The following is a 25,986-nucleotide window of genomic DNA, read 5'->3' as shown; positions in this document are numbered from 1 at the left end:
CGCGCGCCGCGGTGCGGATCGGCGAGCGTTAGACGCCCAGCGCGTGGACCAGATCGGGTGTGACCTGCGGGGAGGGGGCAAGCCCCTTGGCAGCGCGATAGGCAAGGATCGCGAGCCGCGTCGCCGGCCCGACCACCCCGTCGGGCAGGCCGAGATGATAGCCCGCTGCGACCAGCGCGCTCTGCACCTTCCATTCGGTGCTGTGTTCGAGCGGCGCCGCGCCGATGATGAACGGCCAGATCCGCGCGAACCACACGCGCCGCTGCGCCATGCCGATCAGCCCGCCATTGATGCCGAGCGTGACCGTCTCGATGTCATTATTGTCCGCCGCGGCATTCAGATGCTTGGCGCTCCATTCGAGCAAGGCGGGCTTGAGCGCATGCGCTGCATCGACCACCAGATCGGGGTGGCCCTCGAAATCGACGTGGCAGCGCGCGCCGAAGCGCGCATAGGCGTCGCGGCCGGTGGTCTGAAGCACACCGCGCCCGCGATAGCGCCAGCCGTCCTGCGTTTCGCGCGGGCCATTCCCCATGCGGTTGCCGTAGACCAGGCTGAACAGCGCGATGCCGCCATCGATCGCGCATTGATCGGCCATCGCGACGCAGGCGGCGCGATCGGGGAAATAGCGGTGCCAATTGCCCGAATCCCACATCGCGCCAAGGTTCTTGGCCGAATAGCGGCCGCTTTCGACGAGGATGGTCAACGCGCCGGTCTCGTGCAGCGCTTGCGCCATGAAATGCGCGAGCCGCAACGGGGTGGTGATCCCCGCCGCCGCCAGCAGACCGGCGGGGTCTGCAAAAGCGGCGACATAGCCGGGCTTCGCGTTCGGGGCGAACTTCGCCACGACTTGGTTGGCCAGAACCCCCATCGCTTTTCCCCTCACGCCCCGTTGTGAAATTGGGCCGATTCGGATGAAAAATCAACGGATCAGGATCAAAAACCCCTTATTATCAGTAATATACCTACGTTCGAAGCGTGGCTTGTTTAAATAGAGCGTTGAGCTCTGTTATCGCTCATACGCCTTGGGCAGCGTACCTTCTTGCGGCACCCTGTAGCGCTCGCGCAGCGCATCCTGTCGCGTCCGCAGCGGTTGCTTGACGCCGTCGATATAGACCGCCGCCACCGCACTGCCGAGCTCGAGTGGATCGCCGTCCCAGATCACCACGTCGCCGCGTCGTCCGGCGCGTAGCGAGCCGATCTCGTCGCCCATCCCAATCGCCTCGGCCGGCGCTGAACTGATCGCGGCGAACGCGGCGTTCCAGTCGAGGCCGGTCGCGCCCGGCACCTTGGTCAGCGCGACGAGGTTGCCGGCATATTGCTTTTCGAGCCGCGCCTGCCGCGCCTCGTCGTCATTGATCGTGCCGATGCCGACGAGCACGCCCGCCGCCTTCAACCGCCCGACATTCGACTGCGTCGCGCCGAGCTGATCGAACGACGCGGGCAAATCGGTAAGTGCCGAGGCGATGACGGGGATGCGCGCAGCGGCGATCTGGTTGGCGACGAGCCAGCCTTCCGCTGCGCCGACGAAGACGAGTTTGAGCGCAGGGTAGTCGCGCTTCAAATCGATCAGCGCGAGCATGTCCGAGGCGCGCTCGACATGGACGAGCAGCGGCATCGCCCCCGACGCGACGGGGACCAGCGCGGCCGCATCGGCGCGCGTCAGCAACGCATCCTTGCCCTGATCGGAATAGGCGGCAGGCGCGCGGACATAGTCCTTCACTTGCGCCAGCGCGTTGCGGAACATCGCGACCATCGCCGGGCGGCTGTTGCCGCGACGCGACCCGCCGCCGCCATATTCCATGAACTGGAAGGCGCGCGGCTTGGTGATCGGCGATCTGTCCGTGCCGAGATCGATCACCGCGCCCAGGCCGGCGAAGATCGATCCGTCAGTGTCGGGCGCGACGATCGCGCGGGTGATGCCTTCGGCGCGGTTGAGCGGGATCGAGGAGGTCGCCGGGTTGACCGCAGGGGCGACATCGATCGCAGCGTGGAACGGGCTGCCACGCGCGGCGGTGTCATTGGTTTCCTCGACTCCGTCGGATTCGACGATCCCCATCCGCGTGAAGCCTGCAACGATCCCCGGCGTGACCCAGCGCCCGCCGGCATCGACCGTGGCAGTCCCCGCGGGCACCGCGACCGAGCGGCCCGCAGCGACGACCCGGCCGTCGCGGACGATCACGGTGCCGCCCTCGATCGGTGCGGAGCCATCGCCGATGACGAGCTTGGCGTTGGTGATAGCGACGCTTTGCGCCGCGGCGGGCGCGGCGAGGAAGGCCGCGCTGAGGAGCAGGAGGCGCTTCACTTGGTATCTCCCGCACCGGGCTGGCCGAGTTCGAAATCGGAAACGGGGCGGCGTTTCGGATCGTTGGCGTCGTAGAGCAGCGCGCCGTCGATCCACACCTTTTCGGGGCGGGTGTAGACGCTGAACGGATTGCCGTTCCACAGCACGACATCGGCCATCTTGCCGGGCTTGAGGCTGCCGGTCTTGTCGGCGATGCCGAGCGCCTTGGCGGGGTTATAGGTCAGCCACTCCCACGCGACTGCATCGGAGATGTCGATCCCGGCATGGCGACCGGCGGCGAGCGCCTTGGCGACTTCCTGGTTCAAGCGTTGGATGCCGTTGGGATCGTCCGAGTGGATCATCGCGCACGCGCCGTTTGCCTGCAGCAGCGCGAGATTCTCGCTGATCGCGTCGTACGACTCCATCTTGAAGCCCCACCAGTCGGACCACACGGCCGCGCAGGTGCCGTTTTCCTTCAGCAGATCGGCGATCTTGTACGCCTCGACCGCATGGTGGAACGCGCTGACATGGTAGCCAAACTCCTTGGCCATATCCATGACGATGGCCATTTCGTCGGCGCGGTAGCAATGGTTCTGGACGAGGATCTCGCCGCCGAGCACGCCCGCGAGCGTATCCATCGCGATGTCGCGGGCGGGGGGATCGCCGCCGTCCTTTTCGTATTTGTCCCATTTGCGCTTGTACTCGACCGCCTTGGCCCAGGTCTGGCGGTCGACCGCGATATTGCCCATTCGCGTCGAGGGTTCGCGCCCCTTGCTGCCATAGACGCGCTTGGGGTTCTCGCCGCACGCCATCTTGAGGCCGTAGGGCGCGCCGGGGAATTTCATCCCCTGCTCGGTGCGCGCATAGACGTTCTTGAGGACGACCGATCGGCCGCCCATCAGATTGGCCGAGCCGGGCAGGATCTGCAGCGTGGTGACGCCGCCATTGACGAGCGCGCGGCTGAAGCCGGGATCCTGCGGCCAGACGCTATGCTCGGCCCATACGTCGGCGGTGACCGGACCGGTCGCTTCGTTGCCGTCCGAATTGGCCTCGACCGCGGGCGAAGGGTAATCGCCGAGGTGGCTGTGGATATCGATGATGCCGGGGGTGAGCGTCTTGCCGGTACCGTCGATCACCGTGGCGCCGGCAGGAGCGGCGATGCTCTGGCCGACGCGCTCGATCTTGCCGTCGGCGAACAGCACCGAGCCATCATCGATCCGAGCGCCTTCGCCGTCGAAGATCGTGACATGCGTGACCAGCGTCGGCGTGCCGGGATAGGCCTTGTAGGTCGAGGGGAAGGGATCGTGCGCATAGCCCTTGCCAGCGCCGGGGCCAGCGCCGGGGCCGCTCTTGCTCCGCTTGGTCGATGCGCTCGCCGGGCGCTCGCCATCGCTTGCACAGCTTGCGAGCAACGTGGCGAGCGCCACCATGGTCCAACCGATACGCTTCATGCGACCCCCTTTGACGCGCTGTGCGCTGTATTGGTCGAGTAATCCGGGAGGAGTGGGACGCTGTCAATCATGCGGGAGCGTGCTGCGCTGTTTTCATGCCAGGCTTTGCGTGCGCGTCGCGCTGGCGTAGGGCGCGCGCAGTGCGGTGTGCCGGGTGCGTTGGGGCCGCCAATCGAGGGCCCATGTTTCACGTAGACTATGATCGAAACACCAACTGTCTCACCCTGCGCGTCGCCGGGTTCTGGAAGCCCGAGGACGTTACCGACTTTGCGCGCGACGTCGGACTCAAGGTGCTGGCCGCCAAGGCGGTCCGCAGCGATTTCAACGTCTGTGTCGAATCACTCGATTTTCCCGTCCAGGCGATGGATGTCGCCGACCTGCTGACGCAGATCATGCGGGGCGGCATGGCGATGACCACCGGCCGCGCTGCCGTCGTGGTGGGAAGCCAGCTCAACAAGGCGCAGGCGGAGCGCACGCTGGTCCACCCGCGGCTGCGCGTGTTCCTGGCGGTCGCCCCGGCGCGAGCGTGGTTGGCTTTGCCGGAGTGAGCGGATCCCGGTGCCGGGGCCCGAATGCGGCCGCGTCGGAGCGGCGCCGAAGCGTCGGCTAGGTCCGCGCGTCAGACCTCATCGCGATATTTGATTTCGAGGAAGCGCCCGCGCGTTTCGAGCGAATCGAGATCGCCTTGCGCAATCTGCGTCGACATCTGGCCGATCTCTTCATCGATCAGCCTGAGCGCATCGGCGAGCTGGGCGTCGGGGCTCTTGCCGTTGCGCGCGACGCCGCGCAGCGGGGCCGGGACCTTGGCATAGCCCTTGAGCAATTCGGGCAATTGCTCGCCGATCAGCTTGCGCACTTCGATCGCGACGGGCTCGCCTTCGTCGAGGCTCGCGAGTTGCGGCGACAGCGTCTCGAGCCGCACGCCGATGCCATCGACCAGCGTCTGTGCAGGCGCGGGGAGCAGCTTGCGCTGCGTGTCGAGCCACTGTTCGGTCTTGGCCGGCAGCGCCTTGAGCGGGACTTGCGTCAGTTGCTCGACGCGCACCGCCGGCGTCAGCGTCGCGAACAACAGGAACGCCGTCACCACCGCGAGCAGCGCAGCGACGAGCAGCGCGCCACCCATGCCGATCGGCACGAACCAGCCGACCGCGATCGCGGCAACGATGATCGCGAGATCGGCCGTGCCCGCCAGCGCGAGACGCCGCGCGACGCTTACCCCGTGGCGGCGGCGAGCGGTGAGCGCCTGGCGCTCGGCGCGAGTGCGGTCGAGCAAATCCCCCGCGCGTGCGATCTGGCGGTCGACGTCGGTCATGGCCTTACAGCGCCTCCAGCTTGAACGCGTCGCCCCCGGCGCCCTTGTTCTCGATCGCGCCTTGCGCGCGAGCGATATAGCCCTTCGATTTCTCGACTTCGTTCGACAGCGTGCCAACCGTGCTCTTCATCGAATCGAGCGCCTTCAGCTTGAACGTGTCGATCGCATCCATCGTATCATAGATGTTCTGGAACGCGCGCTGCAGCGTCTCGACCGGGATCGTCGCGGCGGCGGCCTGTTCGTGGATCGTCGCGGTCTGCGACTTGAGCAGCTTGCCGGTCGCATCGATGATATTGGCGGTGGTCGAGTTGAGCGCGGTGATCTGGTCGAGCACGAGCTTCTGATTGGCGAGCGCCTGCGCCACCGTCACTGCGGTGCGTAGAGCCGAAACCGTGGTGGTCGACGCGCGATCGACGCCCTTCACCAGCTCGACGTTGTTCTTTTTGACCAGATCGAGCGCGAGATAGCCCTGCACCGTGACGGCCATTTGCGTCAGCAGATCCTGCGTGCGCTGGCGGACGTAGAACAGCGCGCTTTCCCGCAAGGCCTTGGCCTTGGCCGGGTCGCTATGGTCGAGGTCGTTGGCCTTGTCTTCGAGCCGGGCGTCCATCTCCTTCGACAGCACGATCATCTGTTCGAGCCGGCCCATCGCCGCCCACAGATTGGCGCGCTCGGTGTCGATCGCGGCATTGTCCATCAGCAACTCGTCCTTGCCGCGCGCGAGAGTCTTGAGGATCGCCGAGATGTGCGATTGCGAGGAGCGGTATTTGTCGAAATAGGTGTTGATCCCGCCGCCGAACACCTTGCTCAACATGCCGCGGCCCGAAAGCAATTTGCTGTTCACCGACGGATCGAGCTTCTCGATCGTGCGGCGCAGTTCGGTGAGGTCGGCGCCAACGCCGCTCTCGCCGTCCATCGCCTTGACCGGGCGATCGAGAAAGCGGTTCGACTGGTCGGCCGCGGCGCGGATTTCCTTCTGGCCCATCGCCGCGATCGCATCGACGCGCTTGCCGAATTCGGGGCTGTTGACGTCCTGCGCGACCAGATCGTCGACGAAACCTGCGACCTTGGTCTGCAATTGGGTGCGGACGGCGTCGTCGACCGGCACCAAGCCGATAGCCTTTTCGGGCGCGACCACGGGAACGGGGTCGGGCGGCGTCAGGACCAGCGCGGTCGCGTCGGTGTCGGCAGCGGTCGCCATGTCTTCCCTCCAGGTAATATCGCTCCCTAGATGAAGGGGATCGCGTTGCGGTTCAAGTGTGTCATTGTGGTAATACGCACATCGTAACACAACCGTAACGAAATTGACGCGAATCCGACGCAGCTTGCCCGTACCGCGCTGCAGCAAGATAAAAAAACAGGGGTTCTGTGATGCGTCGTTCCGTCTCTTTTGGGTTTGCCGGCATTTTGCTCGGCTGCACTTCCACCGCCGCGCTTGCGCAATCCACGCTCCAGCCGAGCGCGCCCGAAGAAGGCGGCGACATCGTCGTCACCGCGCAGAAGCGCGAGCAGAAGATTCAGGACGTGCCGATCACCGTCACCGCGGTGACCGGCGCGAAGATGCAGGAGCTCGGCGTCAATTCGCTCGCCGAAGTCGCGATGTACATCCCCGGCCTGCGCATCCAGGAGCAGAGCGACAACAATCCCGGCTTCGTGATCCGCGGGATCACCTCGGACAGCGGCTCGGCGCAGCAGGGCGCGCGCGTGTCGATCTATTATAACGGCATCGACATCTCGCGGACGCGCGGCGCGTATCAGGATCTGTACGATCTCGAGCGCATCGAAGTCGTCAAGGGACCACAGGCGACGCTGTTCGGCACGGCCTCGGCGGTCGGCGCGGTCAATTTGATCTCGGCGCAGCCGCATGCTGGGACCTCGGCGGGGCTCCAGGGATCGTACGGCAATTACCATCGCGGCCAGGTGTCGGGCTTCGTCAACCTCGGCAACGACACGCTCTCGGGGCGGCTCGCCTTCGCCTACAAATATCATGACGGCTTCGTCCGCAACATCGCGGGCGACCCCAAGGTGGCCAACCAGAATCAGGGCAAGATCGATCAGGACGATCTCAACGGCCAGGACCAGCGCGGCATTCGCGGTTCGCTGCGCTGGACGCCGACCGATGCGATCACCGCGAGCCTGGTGCTGACCTATGACGGCCAGCGCAACCCGGGCACCGCGTTCCGCTCGCGCGCCCTGGCGCCGACCGGCGGCAATGGCGGCGATTACAGCTATGCCGAACTGTCGGGTTCGCCGTACAGCGCATCGGTGCTCGGCGCCGCCAAGCTCGGCCTCAAGCGCGACGTGTATGACGCCAACTTCACGCTCGCCTGGGAACTGGCGCCGGGTGTCACCTTCACCACCGTCAACGGCTATCGCAAGTTCAACAGCAACGAAGTGTTCGATGCCGATGGCGGTCCGGCCTGGTATCTCGAATTCGCCGAGGATGCGCGCGGCGACCAGTGGAACCATGAGGGCCGCTTCAACTTCTCGGGCGACAAATATCGCGCCTCGTTCGGCTGGAACGGCTTCTTCGAGAACAACCTCCAGCGCGTGCCCTTCTCGACCGAAGAGGGGACCTATCTCGGCTGCTCGGTCTCGGCGGCCTATGCCGGCGTTCGCGCGTCGCTCGCGGCAAGCGGCGCTTCGGGCTGTGTCGCGCCGAACGGCACCGTGACCGCCGCGCGCGCGACCGCGGTGCTGACGCGCGGCGCGGCGACGCAGATTCCGTATCAATCGGTGTTCACCAATTACGGCACCAACGACACCTATTCGGTGTTCGCCGACGGCACCTATATCCCGACGCCACGGCTCGAGCTGACCGCTGGCGCGCGGTTGCTGATCGAGCAGCGCAAGTCGGGCTACAGTTCGGTCCAGCCCAATTCGACGCTCCTGGCCTCGCTCGGGGTACGCAGCAGCTTGCTCGGCACCGCGAACACCAACGGCACGATCTTCAACGCGCAGCGCAGCTTCACCGCGGTGCTGCCGCGCTTCAACGCGCTCTACCGCGTCAGCGATTCGATCAACCTGTACGCAACGATCAGCAAGGGTCGTCGCTCGCCGGTGGTACAGCTCGCCGCGACGACGGTTGGCGGGGTGGTCGTGCCGAACCTGCAAGTCGTGCCCGACGAAGTCGTGTGGAACTACGAAGGCGGCATCAAGGGCAAGGTCGGGCCGTTCACCGGATCGCTCGGCGTGTTCTATCAAGCGTATAACGGCTTCCAGGTGTCGGTGACGAACAACGGCGTCACCACCACGCAGAGTGCCGGCAAGGCGAAAAACCCGGGTGTCGAGTTCGAGGGCAATCTCAAGCTCGGCCGCTTCCTGCAGGTGTTCGGCGCGTTCGCCTATGTCGACGGCAAGATCGCCAACAATGCGTCGTACGGCGTCTATGCCGGCGACCAATTCCGCTTGCAGCCGAAATACAGCGCCTCGGGCGGCGCGACGCTGCGCGTTCCGGCGGGCGACCTGACCTTCTATGCGACGCCGTCGGCGACGTATCAGAGCAAGCAGTATTTCGAACTGCCGAACTCGGAGGCGATCAGCCAGGGCGGCTACACGCTCGTCAACGTCCGCGCGGGCGTCGAGATTGCGCAGGGGAAATACCGGATCGGCGGCTTTGCCCGCAACGCGTTCGACAAGAAGTATCTGATCGACGCGGGCAACACCGGTGGCGGCTTCGGCATCCCGACCTACATCCGCGGCGAACCGCGCGTGTACGGCGTCGAAGTCGCCGGCAAGTTCTGATCCAAGACTAGCCCACCGCCCGTCATCCCCGCGCACGCGGGGATCCCGCTTCTTCTGCCAAAGCCAGCAGCAGAAGCGGCGCCCTCGCATTCGCGAGGGTGACGGGGCGTGGGGGCATGCGCTTTAAACCGGCAAGCGCCCCGCGTGCTACGCCCGGCCTCATTCCGCCCGAGCTCCCCGAAAAACCACCCCCCCTTTCCGCGACGCACCATTTGCGCTAGGGGCCCAACGCAATCATTCCTCACTTCATCGAGCTATATTCATGAGCCTCCGCAATGTGGCCATCATCGCACACGTCGATCATGGTAAGACAACCCTCGTCGACCAGCTGTTCCGCCAGTCCGGCACCTTCCGCGACAACCAGCGCGTCGAAGAGCGTGCGATGGATTCGAACGATCTCGAAAAAGAGCGCGGCATCACGATTCTCGCCAAGCCGACTTCGGTCGACTGGACCCCTCCGGGCGAATCCGAGAGCATCCGCATCAACATCGTCGACACCCCCGGTCACGCCGATTTCGGCGGCGAAGTCGAGCGCATCCTGTCGATGGTCGACGGCGTCGTCCTGCTGGTCGATTCGTCGGAAGGCGCGATGCCGCAGACGAAGTTCGTCACCGGCAAGGCGCTGGCGCTCGGCCTCAAGCCGATCGTCGTCGTCAACAAGGTCGATCGTAACGACGCGCGCATCCAGGAAGTGCTCGACGAAGTGTTCGACCTGTTCGTGTCCTTGGACGCGAACGACGAGCAGCTCGATTTCCCCGTGCTCTATGCCTCGGGCCGCAACGGCTATGCCTCGACCGACATGGACGCGCGCGAAGGCACGCTGATCCCGATGTTCGAGACGATCGTGAAGCACGTCCCCGCACCGAAGGTCGAAGTCGCCGGCGTGCCCTTCACCTTCCTCGTCACGCTGCTCGATCGCGATCCGTTCCTCGGCCGCATCCTCACCGGCCGCGTCAACTCGGGCGTGGTCAAGCTCAACCAGCCGATCCACGCGCTCGATAACGACGGCAAGATCGTCGAGACCGGCCGCGCGTCGAAGATCATGTCGTTCCGCGGGCTCGACCGCGTTCCGGTCGACGAAGCCAAGGCCGGTGACATCATCAGCCTCGCCGGTCTTTCGATCGCGACCGTCGCCGACACGATCGCCGACATCACGGTCACCGAGCCGCTCCACGCCCAGCCGATCGATCCGCCCACGCTGTCGATGCGCTTTGCCGTCAACGATTCGCCGATGGCGGGCCGCGAGGGCACCAAGGTGACGAGCCGCATGATCCGCGAGCGGCTGTTCCGCGAGGCTGAGTCGAACGTCGCCGTCAAGGTGACCGAAGCCTCTGACAAGGACAGCTTCGAAGTCGCCGGCCGCGGCGAGCTTCAGCTCGGCGTGCTGATCGAGACGATGCGCCGCGAAGGCTTCGAGCTCGGCATCAGCCGCCCGCGCGTGCTGTTCAGCGAAGACGAGCAGGGCAACAAGACCGAGCCGTACGAGACCGTCATCATCGACGTCGACGAGGAATATTCGGGCACGGTCGTCGAGAAGATGAACCTGCGCAAGGCCGAGATGACCGACATGCGGCCCTCGACCGGCGGCAAGACGCGCATCACCTTCTCCGCCCCCTCGCGCGGCATGATCGGCTATCACGGCGAGTTCCTGTCGGACACGCGCGGCACCGGCATCATGAACCGGCTGTTCGAGAAGTACGGCCCGCACAAGGGCAACATCGAAGGCCGCAAGAACGGCGTGCTGATCTCGAACGGGTCGGGCGAAGCCAATAACTACGCGCTGGGTCCGCTCGAAGAGCGCGGTATCCTGTTCGTCGGCCACGGCGAGGCGCTGTACGAGGGCATGATCGTCGGCGAGAACGCCAAGCCCGACGACCTCGAAGTCAACCCGATGAAGACCAAGGCACTGACCAACTTCCGCGCCAGCGGCGGCAAGGACGACCAGGTCCGCCTGTCGCCTCCGAAGCGCGCGACGCTCGAGCAGGCGATCGCGTACATCGACGACGACGAGATGGTCGAAGTGACGCCGAAGTCGATCCGACTGCGCAAGCGCTTCCTCGATGCGAACGAGCGCAAGCGGGCGAGCCGGGCGAAGCTTAGCTGAGGCTGGGTTTGTAGGTTGGGTTTAAGGAGGCCGGGCGCGAAAGCGTCCGGCCTTTTTTTGATATCAATCAACGTCACGAGTAGTGTGACGGTGATCGAGTTGCGCATAGTCGCATGTCAAAGATCGGGACGGTCAAGGCTAAATGATCAGACGTTAGCTGCGAGGGCACCGCGATACTTGACACAGAGGCATACGACGCGGTCATCTCCCCTCAATTGATATTCGGGGGTGTAATGTGCGGTACGAGTCTTTCAGAATCCAGAATTTTAAGGGCATTAAAGATACGACTGTCAGCCTAAAAACGGTAGGCGGAGCTAGCGTTTTTGCGTTTGTAGGACTCAACGAGAGTGGCAAAACGACAGTCTTAGAAGCTATTCATACATTCTCACCAGACGTGGCCACAAGTGAGCTCGTCGGAGGTGATGACGAAACAAGCATTCCGTTCACGGAACGCGTCCCACGACATCTTCTTTCGGAATTTACTGGTGATGTTACGGTAACCGCCGAGGTCTCAGTTAGCCCGGCTGATATAAAATCTGCCGGAAGCACTCTCAAGCTTTTGCATGGGATTACCATAGACGAAAGCAGTATGGTAGATAACCTGACTTTTAGCCGCCGACAGCGCTTTTCTGGCGGCGATTTTCAAAATAACTTCCTGAACTTAATCGACACGCCAAACGTAAAAACAGTAAATCAAAAGAAGTGGCGGTCTGCAAATGCAGACGAAAAGACAAAAATACGAAATGCGTTATATAATCTATCGCCGGATATTGCATATTTTCCTACGTTTGTTTTTGATTTTCCAAAGAAGTTCTTTCTAACAAATCGCGGGGGGAAAATAGATAGATTTTACCGCCGTGTATTTCAAGACATACTTGACGCTGATGGTAGAGGTCAGACGATAGAAAAGGATATTGTGAGGCGAGTCCGTGACGATAGCCTTGCTTTACCTTGGACTGATTTTCTATCAGCTTGGCTGGGTGTTGATGACAAAGCTAAAATTCAGCAGGTGATGGATCGGGCTAGTGCTGCTGTAACTAAACTTGTTTTTGGGCGGTGGAATAAGATCTTCGGAGAAGATGCTCGAGGAAAAGAGGTGGTAATATCCTTTAATATCGTGGAAGGTGAAGTTACTGATAAGGCCGGAAATAAAAGTAAAACAAACAAACATGATGTTGAGATCGCATTTCAGATAAAAGATGGAACCCGGCGGTTTAATGTTAATGATAGATCTTTAGGATTTCGTTGGTTTTTTTGCATTTATGTTGTTAACCCAATTTAGAGTGGCACGAGCGTCAACGCGGCCCTTGCTATTTCTATTTGATGAACCAGCCTCTAATCTCCATGCTGCCGCTCAACAGCGCCTCATCGACTGCTTTCCAGAAGTCGCCAAAGGTGAGCATACGCTTGCCTACACGACACATAGTCATTACATGATAGAGCCAAAGTGGCTTGAGCAGACATTTATCGTAACTAATAGGGCTGATGCTCCACTTCAGTCAATGATGGATGATATATCACTCGATGACGAGTCGCTCGATGTAAAGGTTGCGACATATAGGTCATTTGTACATGCGCACCCTACGCAAACTAATTACTTTCAGCCTGTATTAGATCGTCTGGAGGTGATTCCATCTAGATTTGACATACAACGGCGTTCTATAATTTTAGAGAGTAGGTCGGATTATTATGTCCTTCGCTATGCTGCAGTCTATCTTGGAAAAGAGACTTCTCCCCTGATGCCTGGGTTAGGCGCAGGAACATTAGGTGCTTTGGTCGCTTTGCACCTAGGTTGGGGTTTGGAAATGCTTTTCGTAGTCGATGGCGATAAGCAGGGAGTTTTTGAAAGAAGGCGCTACATCGAAGAATTTGGACTCTCGGAAAATTCGATTATTACTCTCACGGATATGGATCAGGATTTGAAAGTGATTGAAGATATATTGGACGCGAATGCTAAGCACGCAATTTCTAGTCACTTAAATATAAAGTCTGATCCTACTAAGGCGCAAATTAAGAGATTTTTCCAGGAGTCTATTGCAAGCGGGGTACAAGTAAATTTAGGAGAGGGATTCAATAAAATTGCCCTTAAATTACTAGACTCTCTCGAGCATCATTTGGCCAATGTTGGATCTTAATTAGGATTATACATTATTATAGCCTTTTCTGAGATGCTGCAAGAATTTGGCTTCAAGGGCTGCGACGGTTTGGCTCGCCAAAAGCCTTCGCCTATTGTTAGATTAAGCGAGTTTGGAAATGAGTGCTCTACTGCGGAATTGAACGAAACTGTCGCCAGTGGGCTATCTCGTCGCCGCACCTAAGAGGTTTCACAAGAACAAAACACAAACAAAACGCTGTCCTACACGCCCCGAATCTGCCTACCCTCCGCGCACCAACCGCAATCGGAGGCACTGTCATGCAGAACCGCACCCCCGTCGCGCGCGAGGCGCGACCGGCTCTTCCCGAGTTCACCCCCGTCCCCCGCAAATATCGCCATGACGGCTGGACGCCCGAGCGGCAGAAGGCGTTCATCGAGGCGCTCGCCGATACCGGCAGCGTCTCCCGCGCCGCGGCGATGTGCAACATGGCGCAGGCCAACGCCTATACGCTGCGCCGCGCGCCCGGCGCCGAGGAGTTCCGCCGCGCCTGGGATGCGGCGCTCGACTATGGCGTGCAGCGGCTGAAGGACATCGCGTTCGAGCGCGCGATCGAGGGCGAGCTCGTTCCCGTCATCGCCGCCGGCAAGGTGATCGGCTACCGCCGCAAGCGTAACGATGCGCTGCTGATGTTCTGCCTGCGCCACTATGGCCAGGATGCCGAGGGGCGCCGCACGACGATCAACTATGTCAGCACGCGCGCGACGGCGGGCGCGAGCGCGGGCGGTGGTGGTGGGGCTGGGGCGAGCGCTGGTGCGACCGCTGGCGCCAGTGTCGGTGGGGGCGCGGAAGCGGGTGCGGTCGCCGAGGCGACGACCACGACGATGCGCACCACTGTCGCGGGCACGCCCGATCTCGCGGCGGTGGCGGCGCGCGGCGATGCGCTGGCGGCGTCGCTCGAGGGGTTTGCCGGGGTCACGCTCGATGCGCAGGCGCACGACGCGGTGATGGCGGCGCTCGAGTGCCTTGCCGCGCGGCGGCGTGCGGCGGTCGCGGCGCAGGCGCAGGGCGGCGAGGCGGCGGCCGAGGCTGCCGAGGACGACCCCGATGTGGCGTTCGTGCGTCTGGCGCAGGATGCGGCGGAGTATCGCGGGACGCTGTTGCCGTCGGCCGAGTGCGAGGAGGACGAGCTCGTCGAGGGGATCGATCCGTTCGAGCCGCACTGGAGCGAGCATGGCGGGGATCTGCCGCCGTGGGTTTCCGAGCTGGCCGATGGGCTCGCGCCGTCGCGGGCGATCGTCGATGCGGTGGCGGGGGAGCCGGGGGCGGGCGTGGGCGCGGGCGCGCTTGAGGATGGGGTGGCGGCGGTCAAGCGGCCGAGGCGGCGGCGGACGGGTGGGTGAGGGGGGGCTCGCTCCTCCCTCGTCACCCCGGCCTTGTCCCGGGGTCCACCGTGCCGCGCGCGCCTCGCTGGCAGCGTGCGCATCCCGGTGGACCCCGGGACGGGCCCGGGGTGACGCTTGGAGGGCGGCGGGGTGTGGAGCGCGCCGCGGCAAAGCCGCGTCGTCGGACGACGCTTTGGCGCCGCCGGCCGGAGTTCGGCTGATCCTCGTCTAACGACCCGATTGCTGCGCAATCCTTTCGTTAGGCTCGGGCCTCACTCTTCCCCCATCCTCAACGCCGCAATAAATGCCTCCTGCGGGATGCTCACGCTCCCGTACTCGCGCATCTTGAGCTTGCCCTTCTTCTGCTTGTCGAGCAGCTTGCGCTTGCGGCTGGCATCGCCGCCATAGCATTTCGCGGTCACGTCCTTGCGCATCGCGCTGATCGTCTCGCGCGCGATCACCTTGCCGCCGATCGCCGCCTGAATCGGGATCTTGAACAGGTGCCGCGGGATGAGGTCCTTGAGGCGCTCGACCATGCCGCGCCCGCGCACCTCAGCGGTGCCGCGGTGGACGATCATCGACAGCGCGTCGACCGGCTCCTCGTTGACGAGGATGCTCATCTTGACGAGGTCGCCCTCGCGCTTGCCGATCTGCGTGTAGTCGAAGCTGGCATAGCCCTTCGACAGCGACTTCAGCCGGTCGTAGAAATCGAACACGACTTCGTTGAGCGGCAGCTCGTAGGTCGCCTGCGCGCGGCCGGAGACATAGGTGAGGTCCTTCTGGATCCCGCGGCGGTCCTGGCAGAGTTTCAGCACGCTGCCGAGATATTCGTCGGGGACGTAGATCACCGCCTGGATCCACGGCTCGGAAATGCTCAGGATCTTGTTGGGATCGGGCATGTCGGCGGGGTTGTGGAGCTCGATCGTCCCGCCATTGTGCGTCAGCTCGATGTCATAGACCACCGACGGCGCGGTGGTGATGAGGTCGAGATCGTATTCGCGCGTCAGGCGCTCCTGGATGATTTCGAGGTGGAGCAGCCCCAGGAAGCCGCAGCGGAAGCCGAAGCCGAGCGCCGCGCTGGTTTCCATCTCGAACGAGAAGCTCGCGTCGTTGAGCCGCAGCTTGCTGATGCTCTCGCGCAGTTTCTCGAAATCGGCGGCGTCGACCGGGAACAGGCCGCAGAAGACCACCGGCTGGACTTCCTTGAAGCCCGGCAGTGCTTCCAGGGCAGGGCGCTTGGCGTCGGTGATCGTGTCGCCGACGCGGGTCTGCGCGACTTCCTTGATCTGGGCTGTAATGAAGCCGATTTCGCCCGGACCGAGATCGGTGAGCTGTTCGATCTTGGGGCGGAAGCAGCCGACGCGGTCGACCAGATGGAGCGTGCCGGCCTGCATGAACTTGATCTGCTGGCCCTTCTTGAGGACGCCCGCGACCACGCGCACGAGGATGACGACGCCGAGATACGGGTCGTACCAGCTGTCGACGAGCATCGCCTTGAGCGGCGCATCGGCATCGCCCTTGGGCGGCGGGATGCGCGTGACGATCGCCTCGAGCACTTCGGCGATGCCGATCCCGGCCTTGGCGCTGGTGAGCACGGCCTGGCTCGCGTCGAGGCCGATCACTTCCTCGATCTCGGCCTTGACCTTGTCGACGTCGGCGGCGGGGAGATCGATCTTGTTGATGACCGGGATGATCTCGTGATCGTGCTCGATCGACTGATAGACGTTGGCGAGCGTCTGCGCTTCGACACCCTGCGCGGCATCGACGACGAGCAGCGCGCCTTCGCATGCGGCGAGCGAGCGGCTGACTTCATAGGCGAAGTCGACATGCCCCGGCGTGTCCATCAGGTTGAGCGTATAGTCGACGCCGTCCTTCGCGGTGTAGCGAAGCCGCACCGTCTGCGCCTTGATGGTGATCCCGCGTTCTTTCTCGATGTCCATGTTATCAAGGACTTGCTCGGACATTTCGCGGTCGGTCAGGCCGCCCGTCGCCTGGATCAGGCGGTCGGCGAGCGTCGACTTGCCATGATCGATATGCGCGATGATCGAGAAATTGCGGATGGTGTGGAGAGGGGTCACGAATTCGCCCGGATGAGTGCTGCGGAAAGGGAAAGGCGGCCCATAGCATCGCATGCGGCCGGGCACAAAGCCCGTCGCGCGAGGGCGCAATACGCCTATGCCGTCGGGTCTCTTTTCGATATTGGAGGCGTAACGATTCTCAGCGGGGGTGGCATGGCGAAACTGACGGCCGGAATGGCGATCGTGGCGGTGTTGAGCGGCGTACCGATGCAGGCGGGGGCGCAGCGGATGGCCAAGCCGTCGGGCACGCAGAAGCTGCAGGAGGCGACGATGAACGACGTGCCGCGCTGCGCGCGCAAGCACGGCACGATCTCGATCGTCGATGGCGACGATCCGCGCGGCTGGACGCAGTACAGCCTTGCCCCTCCGCAGAAGCTGCTCAAGGTGCTCGTGCAGCGTTCGGGCTGCTTCAACATCGTCGATCGCGGCAGCGGGCTGCAAGCGGCGCAGCGCGAGCGCGACATCGGTGGCGATCTCGGGCTCCAGCGCGGCGCCAATGTCGGGCAGGGGCAGATCAAGGCGGCCGATTACGTGCTCCAGGCCGAAGTGCAGGGCGCCAACAGCAACGCGAGCGGCAGCGGCGTCGCGGCGGGCGTCGGCGGGCTGATCGGCGGGCCGTTCGGTGGGCTTGTCGGAGGCTTACGCAGCCGCAAGATGGAAGCCAATGTCGTGCTGTCGATCACCAACGTCCGCACGACCGAGACGCTCGCGACCGAGGATGGCTATGCCGCCAAGAACAGCCTGAGCTTCGGCGGCGGCGGCGGGGTGTTCGGCGGTTTTGCCGGCGGCGGCGTGGTCGGCGGGGGGTATGACAATACCGATATCGGGCGGATCGTGACGCTCGCCTTCATCCAGGCGTATGCGAAGCTCGTCACGGGGCTCGGCTATACCAGCCCCGGCGACACCGGGACGGCAGAGGCCGCGCCCGCCAAGACCTTCACGACGCAAGGCCCGGTCGCGCTGCGCAGCGCGGCGAATGCGGCGGGCAAGGTGGTGCGCACGCTGCCGCCGGGCGCGATCGTTTACCCGACCGGCAACAAGGACGGCATGTGGTGGGAGGTCGCCGACGAGAACGACAATGTTGGGTGGGTGCTCAACTCCAAGCTCGCGCCGTCGCGGTAGGGCGACGCTACTCTCCCTGGTCGCCCTGAGCGTGTCGAAGGGCTGCCCTGCAAACGCGAGCGGCGCGTTGGGCGAGGGGTGCTTCGACAGGCTCAGCCCGAACGGTTTGGGGGCGAGCTTTTCTTCGTCGCCCCGGCCTGGTGCCGGGGGCCACCGTGCCGCGCGTTCTGCGCTGGCACGTTGGGCATCCCGGTAGACCCCGGCACAAGGCCGGGGTGACGGTTGGGGGGGGGGCGCAGATGTGCCGATCGTGCTGGCGGACCGCCAGCCGGCGCGGTAGGATGCGGCGCTATCCAGGAGACGATGCCATGAAGTTCGCTGTTCCGCTTATCGCCGCTGCCACTGCCGCCCTCCTCGCCGCCGCGCCCGCCTGCGCTGCGCTCAAGGTTGGCGATGCCGCGCCTAACTTCTCGACCGAGGCGGCGCTTGCCGGCAAGACGCATCCGTTCTCGCTGGCGGCAGCGCTCAAGAAGGGGCCGGTCGTGCTGTACTTCTTCCCCGCCGCCTTCACCTCGGGCTGCACTGCCGAGGCGCACGCCTTCGCCGAAGCTGCCGACGACTTCACCAAGCAGGGCGCGACGCTGATCGGCCTGACCGCGGGCAATGCCGAGCGGATCAAGGAATTCTCGTCGGTCGAATGCCGCGACAAGTTCCCGGTCGGTCTCGCGACCCCGGCGACGATCTCGGGCTATGACGTCGCGCTGCCGCAAAAGGCCGGCTGGACCAACCGCACCTCGTACGTGATCGGCAAGAACGGCAAGATCGCCTATGTCCTGTCCGACATGGCGCCGGCCGGGCACATCACCGGCACGCTCGCCGCGGTGAAGGCGCTGAAAGCCAAGAAGGGCTGATCCGGCTACCCTCGCAGCATTGAAATGGGCTCCCCGGCGAAGGCCGGGGCCCAGTCGGGAAGGCCACGATCATCTCGCGAGGCCGCGCGCCTCCGTCGTTCCGCTCCTGGGCCCCGGCCTTCGCTGGGGAGCGCCCAAGCGGATCGCCGTCCCGGCGTCAGCCCAACCCCGCCGCCGCGATCGCCGCCAGCGCGGCGGCGAGGCGCGCGGGGCCCTGACCGCCAACGATCGCATACCGCAGGCCGCGCCGGTCGAGCTCAGCGCGCGACAGATCGAAGAAGCGCTGGCGCTCGGCCACGCTGCCAAACATCCGCGTACCGTCGTCGATCCACGGCAAATCGATATCGAGCAGCAGATACAGGTCGGCACTGCCGTGCCACGCGTCGAACCACGGATCGCGACGACCGAACAGCATGTCGGCCCACACCGCGGTCATCAACGGATCGGTATCGAGCAGCAGTGGGTCCGCGCCCGTCGCCAGCGCCGCAAGTGTTTGCGCATCGTGCTGCTGCGCGATCTCGACCAGATCGGCCATCGTGAACGCGGTTCCGTGCGTCTCGGCGAAGGTGCGGCCGTATTCGGGCACGAAGATCGTTCCGAAGTGCGCCGCCAGTTGCGGAATCAGCGTCGATTTGCCCGTGCTCTCGGGACCGTGCAGGCAGATCGTGCTCATGCGACGACCGCCGTCCGTCGCGCGACGCGGCGCCAGTCGATCAGCCCCCAGATCGCGAGCGCGAGGAAAATCGCATAAAGCAGCATCGTCAGCTTCAGGCCCTTGGCCGCGTAAAGCGCGACCGAGCCGATATCGACCGCGATCCACAGCCACCAACTCTCGAGCTTGCGCCGCGACTGCAGGATCTGTGCAACGACGCTGACGATCGCCAGCGTCGCATCGAGCCAGGGGAAGGACGCATCGGTGAAGCGGAACATCGCATAGCCCCAGCCCGCGCTGCCCACCGCCGCCGCCGCCAGCCACAGGAGGCGCTCGCGGTCCGGCAGGGTGCCGACCGCGATCTCGCCGGTTTGGGCTTTGACGCGCGACCAGTTCCACCAGCCGTAGATTTGCACGACGAAGAAGAACACTTGCAGCAGCGCGTCGCTATAAAGCTTGGTATGGACGAAGATGACTGCATACAGCGCGACCATCGCCAGCCCGAAGACGTAGTTCCAGATGCTGCGCAGCACGACGAGCGTGACATTGGCGAGCCCGAGCCCGAACGCCAGGATTTCCAGGGTGGTCATGCCGCCCGCGTAGCAGCGCGATTGCGCCAGCGTCGAGCATTGCGCGCACGCGGGGCGATTTTCCGCTTGATAGTCGCGAGACGGGGGTCTACGCGCTGCGCCCTGCAATGTGTCGGGGCGTGGCGCAGTCTGGTAGCGCACTGGTCTCGGGGTCCAGGGGTCGTAGGTTCGAATCCTATCGCCCCGACCATTGCAGCATTGGCCCCGAACAGCCGTGAGCGCGTCTCCGGCAGGCACCTGCGCAGACACCTCCAATGTCGAACGGCAGCGCGCCCGAATGGGGTGCCGTCGAAAACTGTGTCGGGCCAGATGAAGCGTTTGTCACCTTGGCGTCGCGATTGTGCCATGCCAAAGCACCGATGCGAGCCTAATCTTTTCACCCTGAGGACACCGATCGCATGAGCCGCTCGCCCGTTTTCTACGATGCTTCGGGACGGCGCCGCCGGCGGTTCGCCATGGCGGTCGCGGCGTTCGTGCTGCTGGTGGTGATGGCGGTGGCAGCGCTCGCGATTTCGATCGGTGCGGTGCCGCGCGCGCCCTTGCTCCCGGTCGAGGCCGAGCACGCGGCGATCACCAAATTGCCGCCGCCGCACGAGCCGCTGCTGCGCCGCGCGCGCCACGGGCTTAGCGGCTATGCGCGGCTGCTCGGTGCACCCGCGCGCGGCGTCGGGGTCGATCAGCCGCTCGCGATCGCCTTCCATGTGCCGTGGGATCCGTCCTCGACCGCGTCGCTGCGCCGCCATATCGGCGAGCTCGACTGGCTCGTGCCGGGCTGGGTGTCGGTGTCGGGCCCCAACCATCACATCACCGTGTTCCGCGACACCGCGGGCCGCGAGATCATCAACCGCGCGAGCCCACGCCCGCTGATCCTGCCGATGATCCAGAATGCGATCGACGGGAAATGGGATGCGGCCGGCATGGAAGCGCTGCTGCGCGACCCCAAGCTGCGCAAGAAGTTCCTGGATACGCTCGAGCCGTGGCTCGCCGCGAACGGGGCAGGCGGCGCGTTCTTCGATTTCGAGGAGCTTTCGCCCAAGGGACAGCAGGATTTCCTCGCCTTCCTGCGCGAGACCAAGGCGCGCTTCGCCAAGCGCAATTGGGTGATCGGGATCGCGGTGCCGGTCGGCGCGGCGGAAGACGAAGCGGGCGGCGAGCCCGGCTGGAACATCGGCGCGTTCGCCAAGGTCGTCGATCGCGTCGTACTGATGGCCTACGACCAGCACGAGATCAGCGGCGAGGCCGGGCCGATCGCATCGCAAAGCTGGTTCGAGCAATCGGTGTCGCGCGCGGTGCGCGACGTGCCGCGCGACAAGATCGTCGTCGCGATCGGCAATTACGCCTATAACTGGCACGACGGCACGGGCGAACCGCTCGCGATCGACGAAGCCTGGGAAGCCGCGCGCGAATCGAGCGCCATGCCGACCTTCGACCGGCAGAGCGGCAATAGCGGCTTTGCCTATGAGGAAGCGGGCAGCCGCCACGTCGTGTGGATGCTCGATGCGCCATCGGCGTACAACCAGATGCGCTGGCTGCAGAAAGTCGGTTTGAGCGGGATCGGGCTGTGGCGGCTCGGGTCGGAAGATCCGGGGCTGTGGTCGATCTTCGGGCGGGCGCATCGCACCTTGCCTGCGGCCTCGGCGATCGAGAACATTCCGGCGGGTACCGATGTCGATATCGACGGCAGCGGAGAGATCCTCAAGATCGCGGGCGTCCCCGTCAAAGGCGTGCGTCGCGCGCAAGTGACCAAGGACGGCGCGATCGGCAACGTCACCTTCCAGACGTTGCCCTCGCCCTATGTCGTCGCGCGGACCGGCTACAAGCCGGGTCTCGTCGCGCTGACCTTCGATGACGGGCCCGACCCGACCTGGACGCCCAAGATCCTCGACATCCTCAAGCAAAAGAAGGTGCCCGGCACCTTCTTCGTGATCGGCGAGAACGTGCTGACGCAGCGCAGCCTGATCAACCGCATGGTCGCCGAGGGGCATGAGATCGGCAGCCATACCTATACCCATCCCAATCTGGCGGGCGCCTCGCAGTCCGAGACGACCTTCCAGCTCAACACGACGCAGCGGCTGTTCCAGGCGTTCACCGGGCACACGCTGCGGCTGTTCCGCGCGCCCTATTTCGGCGATGCCGAGCCGAGCACCGCCGACGAAATCGATCCGGCGCTGATGGCGCAGGATCGCGGCTATATCTCGGTCGGCCTGCACGTCGATCCGGGCGACTGGAAACGGCCGGGCGTCCAGTCGATCATCGACGCGACGGTCGACGAAGTCACCGACCCCAACGGCAAATGCGATGCGGCCAATCCCGACCCGCAGTGCAGCCGCAACATCGTGCTGCTCCACGACGCCGGTGGCGACCGCTCGGAAACCGTCGCCGCGCTGCCGCAGATCATCGACCAGCTGCGCGCCAAGGGGTACACCTTCGTGCCGGTGTCGGCGCTTGCGGGGATTCCCAAGTCGGTCGCGATGCCGACGCTCTCGCCGTCCGACCGCGCGGCGGCGGAGACCGATCTGTTCATCTTCTCGGTGCTCGGCGGCGGCGTCGTCGCGCTCGGCTGGATCTTCTTCTTCGCGATCAGCATCGGCATCGCGCGCGCGGTGATCCTGTCGCTGCTCGCGCTGATCCAGGCGCGGCGCGAGAGCAAGACGGTGTTCCCGGCGATCGACCCCAACCGCTTCGTCACGGTGATGATCCCGGCGTTCAACGAGGAACTGGTGATCGAACGCGCGGTGCGCGGCGTGCTCGCCTCGACCGACGTGCGGATCGAGGTGATCGTGATCGACGATGGATCGAGCGACGATACGAGCGAAGTCGTGACCTCGGCGTTCGCGGGCGATCCGCGCGTACGGTTGCTGACGCTCGAGAATGGCGGCAAGGCGCGCGCGCTCAACCAAGCGCTGGCGCTTGCGACGGGCGAGATCGTCATCGCGCTCGACGCCGATACGCAGTTCGAGCCGACGACGATCGCGCGTCTCGCGCGGTGGTTCGACGATCCCAAGATCGGCGCGGTCGCGGGCAACGCCAAGGTCGGCAATCGCGTCAATCTGCTCACCAAGTTCCAGGCGGTCGAATATATCACCGCGCAGAATCTCGAGCGGCGCGCGCTTGCGCGGATGAACGCGATGACGGTGGTGCCGGGCGCGGTCGGCGCGTGGCGGCTGGCGGCGATCCAGCAAGTCGGCGGCTATCCGGACGATACACTTGCCGAGGATCAGGATCTCACCATCGCAATCCAGCGCGCGGGTTGGGCGGTGACCTACGACCAATACGCCATCGCCTGGACCGAATCGCCCGAGACGATCAAGGGCCTCGCCAAGCAGCGCTTCCGCTGGGCATTCGGCACGCTGCAATGCCTGTGGAAGCATGGCAGCATCATGGCGACCGGCCGCCCGGCGGGCCTCGCGCGCGTCGGCTTGCCGCAGGCGATCCTGTTCCAGATCGTCTTTGCGGCGATCTCGCCGATCATCGATCTCGCGCTGATCGTCAGCTTCGTGATGACCTATATCGCGGTGCAGGCGCATGGCTGGGCGCAGACGCAGCACGACGTCGACAAGATGCTGCTCTATTGGCTGGTGTTCACCGCGATCGACTTGCTCGCGGCGACGGTCGCCTTCGCGCTCGAGCGGCGCGAGCAGTGGCGTTTGCTGTGGCTGCTCATCCCGCAGCGGATCGGCTATCGCCAGATCATGTATTATGTCGTGCTGAAGGCGATCACGCAGGCGTTGCGCGGGCGCAGCGTCGGCTGGGGCAAGCTGGTGCGGACCGGGCGGGTGCAGGCGCGGTAAACGCGCCCATCCGCCTGTGACATAAGCGCGACATTCTAAACCGAAATCAAACAACTGGCGCAGCTTCGGGCGATGGCCGCTATCCTTCGCGCGCCGCAGGTTGCATCGCACGCCGAGTGACGGGTTCGGTGTAAGGCAAAGCGATGATCGTGCGGACATTCCAAGCAAGTGCGGCGGCGGGTGTGCTCGCCGCGCTGCTGCTGCCGGCGGGCGCGATGGCGCAACAGGTCGATATCGGCGCGCCCGCACCGCCGCCGACTGCCCCGGAGGCGCCCGCGGCGAACGATACCAAGAAACCCGCGACCGAAGCGCCTGCGGCAGCACCAACGCCCGCGCGCTATCGGCCGAACCATCTTGCGCACCCGCGCGATACCTCGCCCGGTTCGCAGATCGGCGATACGCAGAGCGCGGCACCGCCCGGCCTGTTCGGCGACTGGCGCAACAGCCGCACCTGGCTCGGCGCGCGCGGTGTCGACGTATCGGCGCGCTACGCGTCGGAGACCGCCTACAACCCGACCGGTGGGCGGCGTCAGGCGATCACCGAGACCGGCCAGTTCGACATGGGCGCCAAGATCGACATGGGCAAGCTCGTCGGGCTCGAGGGCGGGACGTTGCAGGCGACGCTGACGTGGCGGCGCGGCGACAATCTGTCCGACGTCGCCGGGCTGGGCACGCTCCAGCAAGTGCAGGAGGTCTATGGCCGCGGGCAGACCGTCCGTGTCACCGAATTGTGGTACGAGCAGAAGCTCGGCGATGCGGTCGAAGTGAAGCTCGGCCGCACCAATCCGGGGTCGGATTTCGCGGTCTTCTCGTGCCACTTCCAAAACCTGACCTTTTGCGGCGCGCAGCCGGGCAATCTGGTCGGCGATTACTGGCAGAACTGGCCGGTCGGGCAGTGGGGCGCGCGCCTCCACGTCGATGTGCGGCGCGGCGTGTATGTCCAGGCAGGCGTCTATGAGGTCAATCCGCTCAACCTGAAGAACAACTTCTTCGTCGCACGCTGGCACGGCGCGACGGGGGTGCTGATCCCGTTCGAGGCGGGGTGGACGCATGGCGGCGATGGCGGCCATGTCGGATCGTACAAGGTCGGTGGCTGGTACACGACCGCCAATGGCACCGACGTCTATCGCGACATCAACCGTCGCCCGATCGCGATCACCGGGCTCGCCCCGCTCGAACATTCGGGGCGCTATGGCGGCTATGTCAGCGTGCAGCAGCAGATCACCGGCACGTCGAAGGACGGCAAGTCACTCGACGGGCTCGGCGTGTTCGCCAATTTCACGCAGACCGACCGCGCGACCGCGGTGACCGACAATCAGGCGGTGGTCGGAATGTTCTACAAGGGGCTCGCGACGTGGCTGCCCGGCGACGTGCTCGGCGTCGCGTTCGGGCGGACCAACGTCAATGGGCGCGCGGCCGATACCGACCGGCTGACCCCGGGCAAGCCGGTGCGCGATGCCGAATATGCCGCCGAACTCTATTACAGCGTGACGCCGCTGCCGTGGCTCGAGCTGCAGCCCAACGTTCAGTGGATCCACCACCCCGGTGGCGTGCGCAGCGCCGACGAGGTCGTGGTGCTGGGGTTGAAGGGCGCGATTACGTTGTAAGAGAGGGGGAGGCGCCTTGGTCGCGCCTCCCCCGTGTCGCTTACTTTGCGAGCGCGTCGAGCAGCTTGTGCGCTGCAGCCGCCGACGAGGCCGGGTTCTGGCCGGTGATCAGCAAGCCGTCCTGAACGACGTGGACGCCCCAGTCGCTCGTCTTCTCATACTTGCCGCCAAGCGCGGTGAGTTCGTCCTCGACGAGGAAGGGCACGATCTTGGTCAGACCGACGGCTTCCTCCTCGCCATTGGTGAAGCCGGTCACGCGCTTGCCCTGGACGAGCGGCGTGCCATCGGCCGCCTTTACCCGGCGCAGAGCGCCCGGTGCGTGGCAGACCAAGGCGACGGGCTTGTTGGCCGCGACGAACGCTTCGATCAAGCCGATCGAGGTCGCATCCTCGGCCAGATCCCAGAGCGGCCCGTGGCCGCCGGGATAGAAGACGGTGTCGTAATCGGCCTGGTCGACCGAATCGAGCCGGACGGTGTCCGCGAGTTGCGCGGTTGCGGCGGCATCAGCCTCGAAACGACGCGTGGCGTCGGTCTGGCTGTCGGGCTCGTTGCTCTTGGGGTCGAGCGGCGGCTTCCCGCCGGCGGGCGAGGCGAGCGTGATCTCCGCACCCGCATCCTTGAACACGTAATACGGCGCGGCGAGCTCTTCGAGCCAGAAGCCCGTCTTCTTGCCGGTGTCGCCCAATTGGTCGTGCGACGTCAGTACCATCAAAATCTTCATGTCGGCTGCTTTCTGATCGCGGATCCAGTGCACGGACGCGGCGAATGTGCCGGGCGGACGTGTTCGCCCATATCCCGCACCGCCGTGGTCGTTTCCGTGCCCCCAGGAAATGGGCGTGGCGCAGCGGTGGCGCAAGGGGCGGGGGGCTTTTTGGGAGCCTTTGGGGCAAGCGCGAGACCACGCCGTCCTGCCCACCTGTGCAGC

19 protein-coding genes and 1 tRNA gene are annotated in these 25,986 nt (G+C 64.5%); 11 read left to right on the top strand and 9 right to left on the bottom strand.

What is annotated here, in order from left to right; all coding sequences use genetic code 11:
• Positions 1–28: 28 nt before the first annotated feature.
• The 3 genes from IE187_RS06570 to IE187_RS06560 form a co-directional block, all read right to left on the bottom strand.
• Positions 29–868 carry a peptidoglycan-binding protein gene (locus tag IE187_RS06570; protein ID WP_189675516.1) on the bottom strand — a complete coding sequence of 280 codons (840 nt, stop codon included), beginning with the start codon at positions 866–868 and terminating at the stop codon, positions 29–31.
• Positions 869–1,006: 138 nt separating this feature from the next.
• Positions 1,007–2,302, bottom strand: coding sequence for an amidohydrolase family protein (locus IE187_RS06565; RefSeq protein ID WP_133190096.1), 1,296 nt, complete (start codon positions 2,300–2,302; stop codon positions 1,007–1,009).
• Entirely contained in the window at positions 2,299–3,732 is a 1,434-nt protein-coding gene (locus IE187_RS06560) for an amidohydrolase (protein WP_133190094.1), read from the bottom strand. Before IE187_RS06560 ends, IE187_RS06565 begins: the two co-directional genes overlap by 4 nt.
• Before the next feature lie 182 nt (positions 3,733–3,914).
• Here IE187_RS06560 and IE187_RS06555 point away from each other — a divergent pair, with 182 nt between their 5' ends.
• Positions 3,915–4,280 (top strand): hypothetical protein, encoded by a 366-nt coding sequence (locus IE187_RS06555; protein ID WP_133190092.1) that lies wholly within the window; start codon positions 3,915–3,917, stop codon positions 4,278–4,280.
• A gap of 71 nt (positions 4,281–4,351) precedes the next feature.
• On the opposite strand, the gene IE187_RS06550 is transcribed toward IE187_RS06555, so the two are convergent.
• The gene (locus tag IE187_RS06550; protein ID WP_189675515.1) at positions 4,352–5,044 is read right to left on the bottom strand and encodes a hypothetical protein; all 693 of its coding nucleotides are present in this window, start codon (positions 5,042–5,044) and stop codon (positions 4,352–4,354) included.
• Between the two features lie 4 nt (positions 5,045–5,048).
• Positions 5,049–6,245, bottom strand: a complete 1,197-nt coding sequence (locus IE187_RS06545) for a toxic anion resistance protein (protein WP_189675514.1) — start codon at positions 6,243–6,245, stop codon at positions 5,049–5,051.
• Between the two features lie 170 nt (positions 6,246–6,415).
• On the opposite strand from IE187_RS06545, the gene IE187_RS06540 reads away from it, so the two are divergent.
• From IE187_RS06540 to IE187_RS06520, 5 genes are all read left to right on the top strand, one after another.
• Positions 6,416–8,788 (top strand): TonB-dependent receptor, encoded by a 2,373-nt coding sequence (locus tag IE187_RS06540; RefSeq protein ID WP_189675513.1) that lies wholly within the window; start codon positions 6,416–6,418, stop codon positions 8,786–8,788.
• A gap of 262 nt (positions 8,789–9,050) precedes the next feature.
• The gene (gene typA, locus IE187_RS06535) at positions 9,051–10,892 is read left to right on the top strand and encodes a translational GTPase TypA (protein ID WP_189675512.1); all 1,842 of its coding nucleotides are present in this window, start codon (positions 9,051–9,053) and stop codon (positions 10,890–10,892) included.
• Positions 10,893–11,127: 235 nt separating this feature from the next.
• Positions 11,128–12,174, top strand: a complete 1,047-nt coding sequence (locus IE187_RS06530) for an AAA family ATPase (protein ID WP_189675511.1) — start codon at positions 11,128–11,130, stop codon at positions 12,172–12,174.
• A gap of 151 nt (positions 12,175–12,325) precedes the next feature.
• Positions 12,326–13,027 carry a hypothetical protein gene (locus IE187_RS06525; RefSeq protein WP_229839251.1) on the top strand — a complete coding sequence of 234 codons (702 nt, stop codon included), beginning with the start codon at positions 12,326–12,328 and terminating at the stop codon, positions 13,025–13,027.
• A gap of 278 nt (positions 13,028–13,305) precedes the next feature.
• On the top strand, positions 13,306–14,388 hold the full coding sequence (locus tag IE187_RS06520; protein ID WP_189675509.1) for a hypothetical protein: 1,083 nt from the start codon (positions 13,306–13,308) through the stop codon (positions 14,386–14,388).
• A 254-nt stretch (positions 14,389–14,642) separates the two neighbouring features.
• Here the strand turns inward: IE187_RS06520 and lepA are convergent, their stop codons facing one another.
• Complete coding sequence (gene lepA, locus IE187_RS06515) at positions 14,643–16,502, bottom strand: translation elongation factor 4 (protein WP_229839250.1); 1,860 nt, start codon at positions 16,500–16,502, stop codon at positions 14,643–14,645.
• 153 nt (positions 16,503–16,655) lie between these two features.
• On the opposite strand from lepA, the gene IE187_RS06510 reads away from it, so the two are divergent.
• Positions 16,656–17,570, top strand: a complete 915-nt coding sequence (locus IE187_RS06510; RefSeq protein WP_438810918.1) for a CsgG/HfaB family protein — start codon at positions 16,656–16,658, stop codon at positions 17,568–17,570.
• A 308-nt stretch (positions 17,571–17,878) separates the two neighbouring features.
• Positions 17,879–18,421 (top strand): peroxiredoxin, encoded by a 543-nt coding sequence (locus IE187_RS06505; protein ID WP_189675506.1) that lies wholly within the window; start codon positions 17,879–17,881, stop codon positions 18,419–18,421.
• Between the two features lie 157 nt (positions 18,422–18,578).
• On the opposite strand, the gene IE187_RS06500 is transcribed toward IE187_RS06505, so the two are convergent.
• Positions 18,579–19,094 (bottom strand): AAA family ATPase, encoded by a 516-nt coding sequence (locus tag IE187_RS06500; protein WP_189675505.1) that lies wholly within the window; start codon positions 19,092–19,094, stop codon positions 18,579–18,581.
• Positions 19,091–19,663, bottom strand: coding sequence for a nicotinamide riboside transporter PnuC (gene pnuC, locus IE187_RS06495; protein WP_189675504.1), 573 nt, complete (start codon positions 19,661–19,663; stop codon positions 19,091–19,093). Before pnuC ends, IE187_RS06500 begins: the two co-directional genes overlap by 4 nt.
• Before the next feature lie 113 nt (positions 19,664–19,776).
• Here pnuC and IE187_RS06490 point away from each other — a divergent pair.
• The 3 genes from IE187_RS06490 (at position 19,777) to IE187_RS06480 (ending at position 25,061) form a co-directional block, all read left to right on the top strand.
• Positions 19,777–19,853, top strand: a tRNA-Pro gene (locus IE187_RS06490).
• Between the two features lie 208 nt (positions 19,854–20,061).
• The gene (locus tag IE187_RS06485; protein WP_189675503.1) at positions 20,062–23,454 is read left to right on the top strand and encodes a trifunctional glycoside hydrolase family 18/polysaccharide deacetylase/glycosyltransferase family 2 protein; all 3,393 of its coding nucleotides are present in this window, start codon (positions 20,062–20,064) and stop codon (positions 23,452–23,454) included.
• Positions 23,455–23,597: 143 nt separating this feature from the next.
• Complete coding sequence (locus tag IE187_RS06480; protein ID WP_189675502.1) at positions 23,598–25,061, top strand: carbohydrate porin; 1,464 nt, start codon at positions 23,598–23,600, stop codon at positions 25,059–25,061.
• A 40-nt stretch (positions 25,062–25,101) separates the two neighbouring features.
• On the opposite strand, the gene IE187_RS06475 is transcribed toward IE187_RS06480, so the two are convergent.
• Positions 25,102–25,782, bottom strand: a complete 681-nt coding sequence (locus IE187_RS06475; protein ID WP_189675501.1) for a type 1 glutamine amidotransferase domain-containing protein — start codon at positions 25,780–25,782, stop codon at positions 25,102–25,104.
• Positions 25,783–25,986 lie beyond the last annotated feature (204 nt).

Origin of the sequence: Sphingomonas glacialis, assembly GCF_014653575.1 — a bacterium.
Classification (GTDB): domain Bacteria; phylum Pseudomonadota; class Alphaproteobacteria; order Sphingomonadales; family Sphingomonadaceae; genus Sphingomonas; species Sphingomonas glacialis.
Note: the sequence above shows the minus strand (reverse complement) of the source record. Positions and strands in the feature narration are given on the sequence as shown.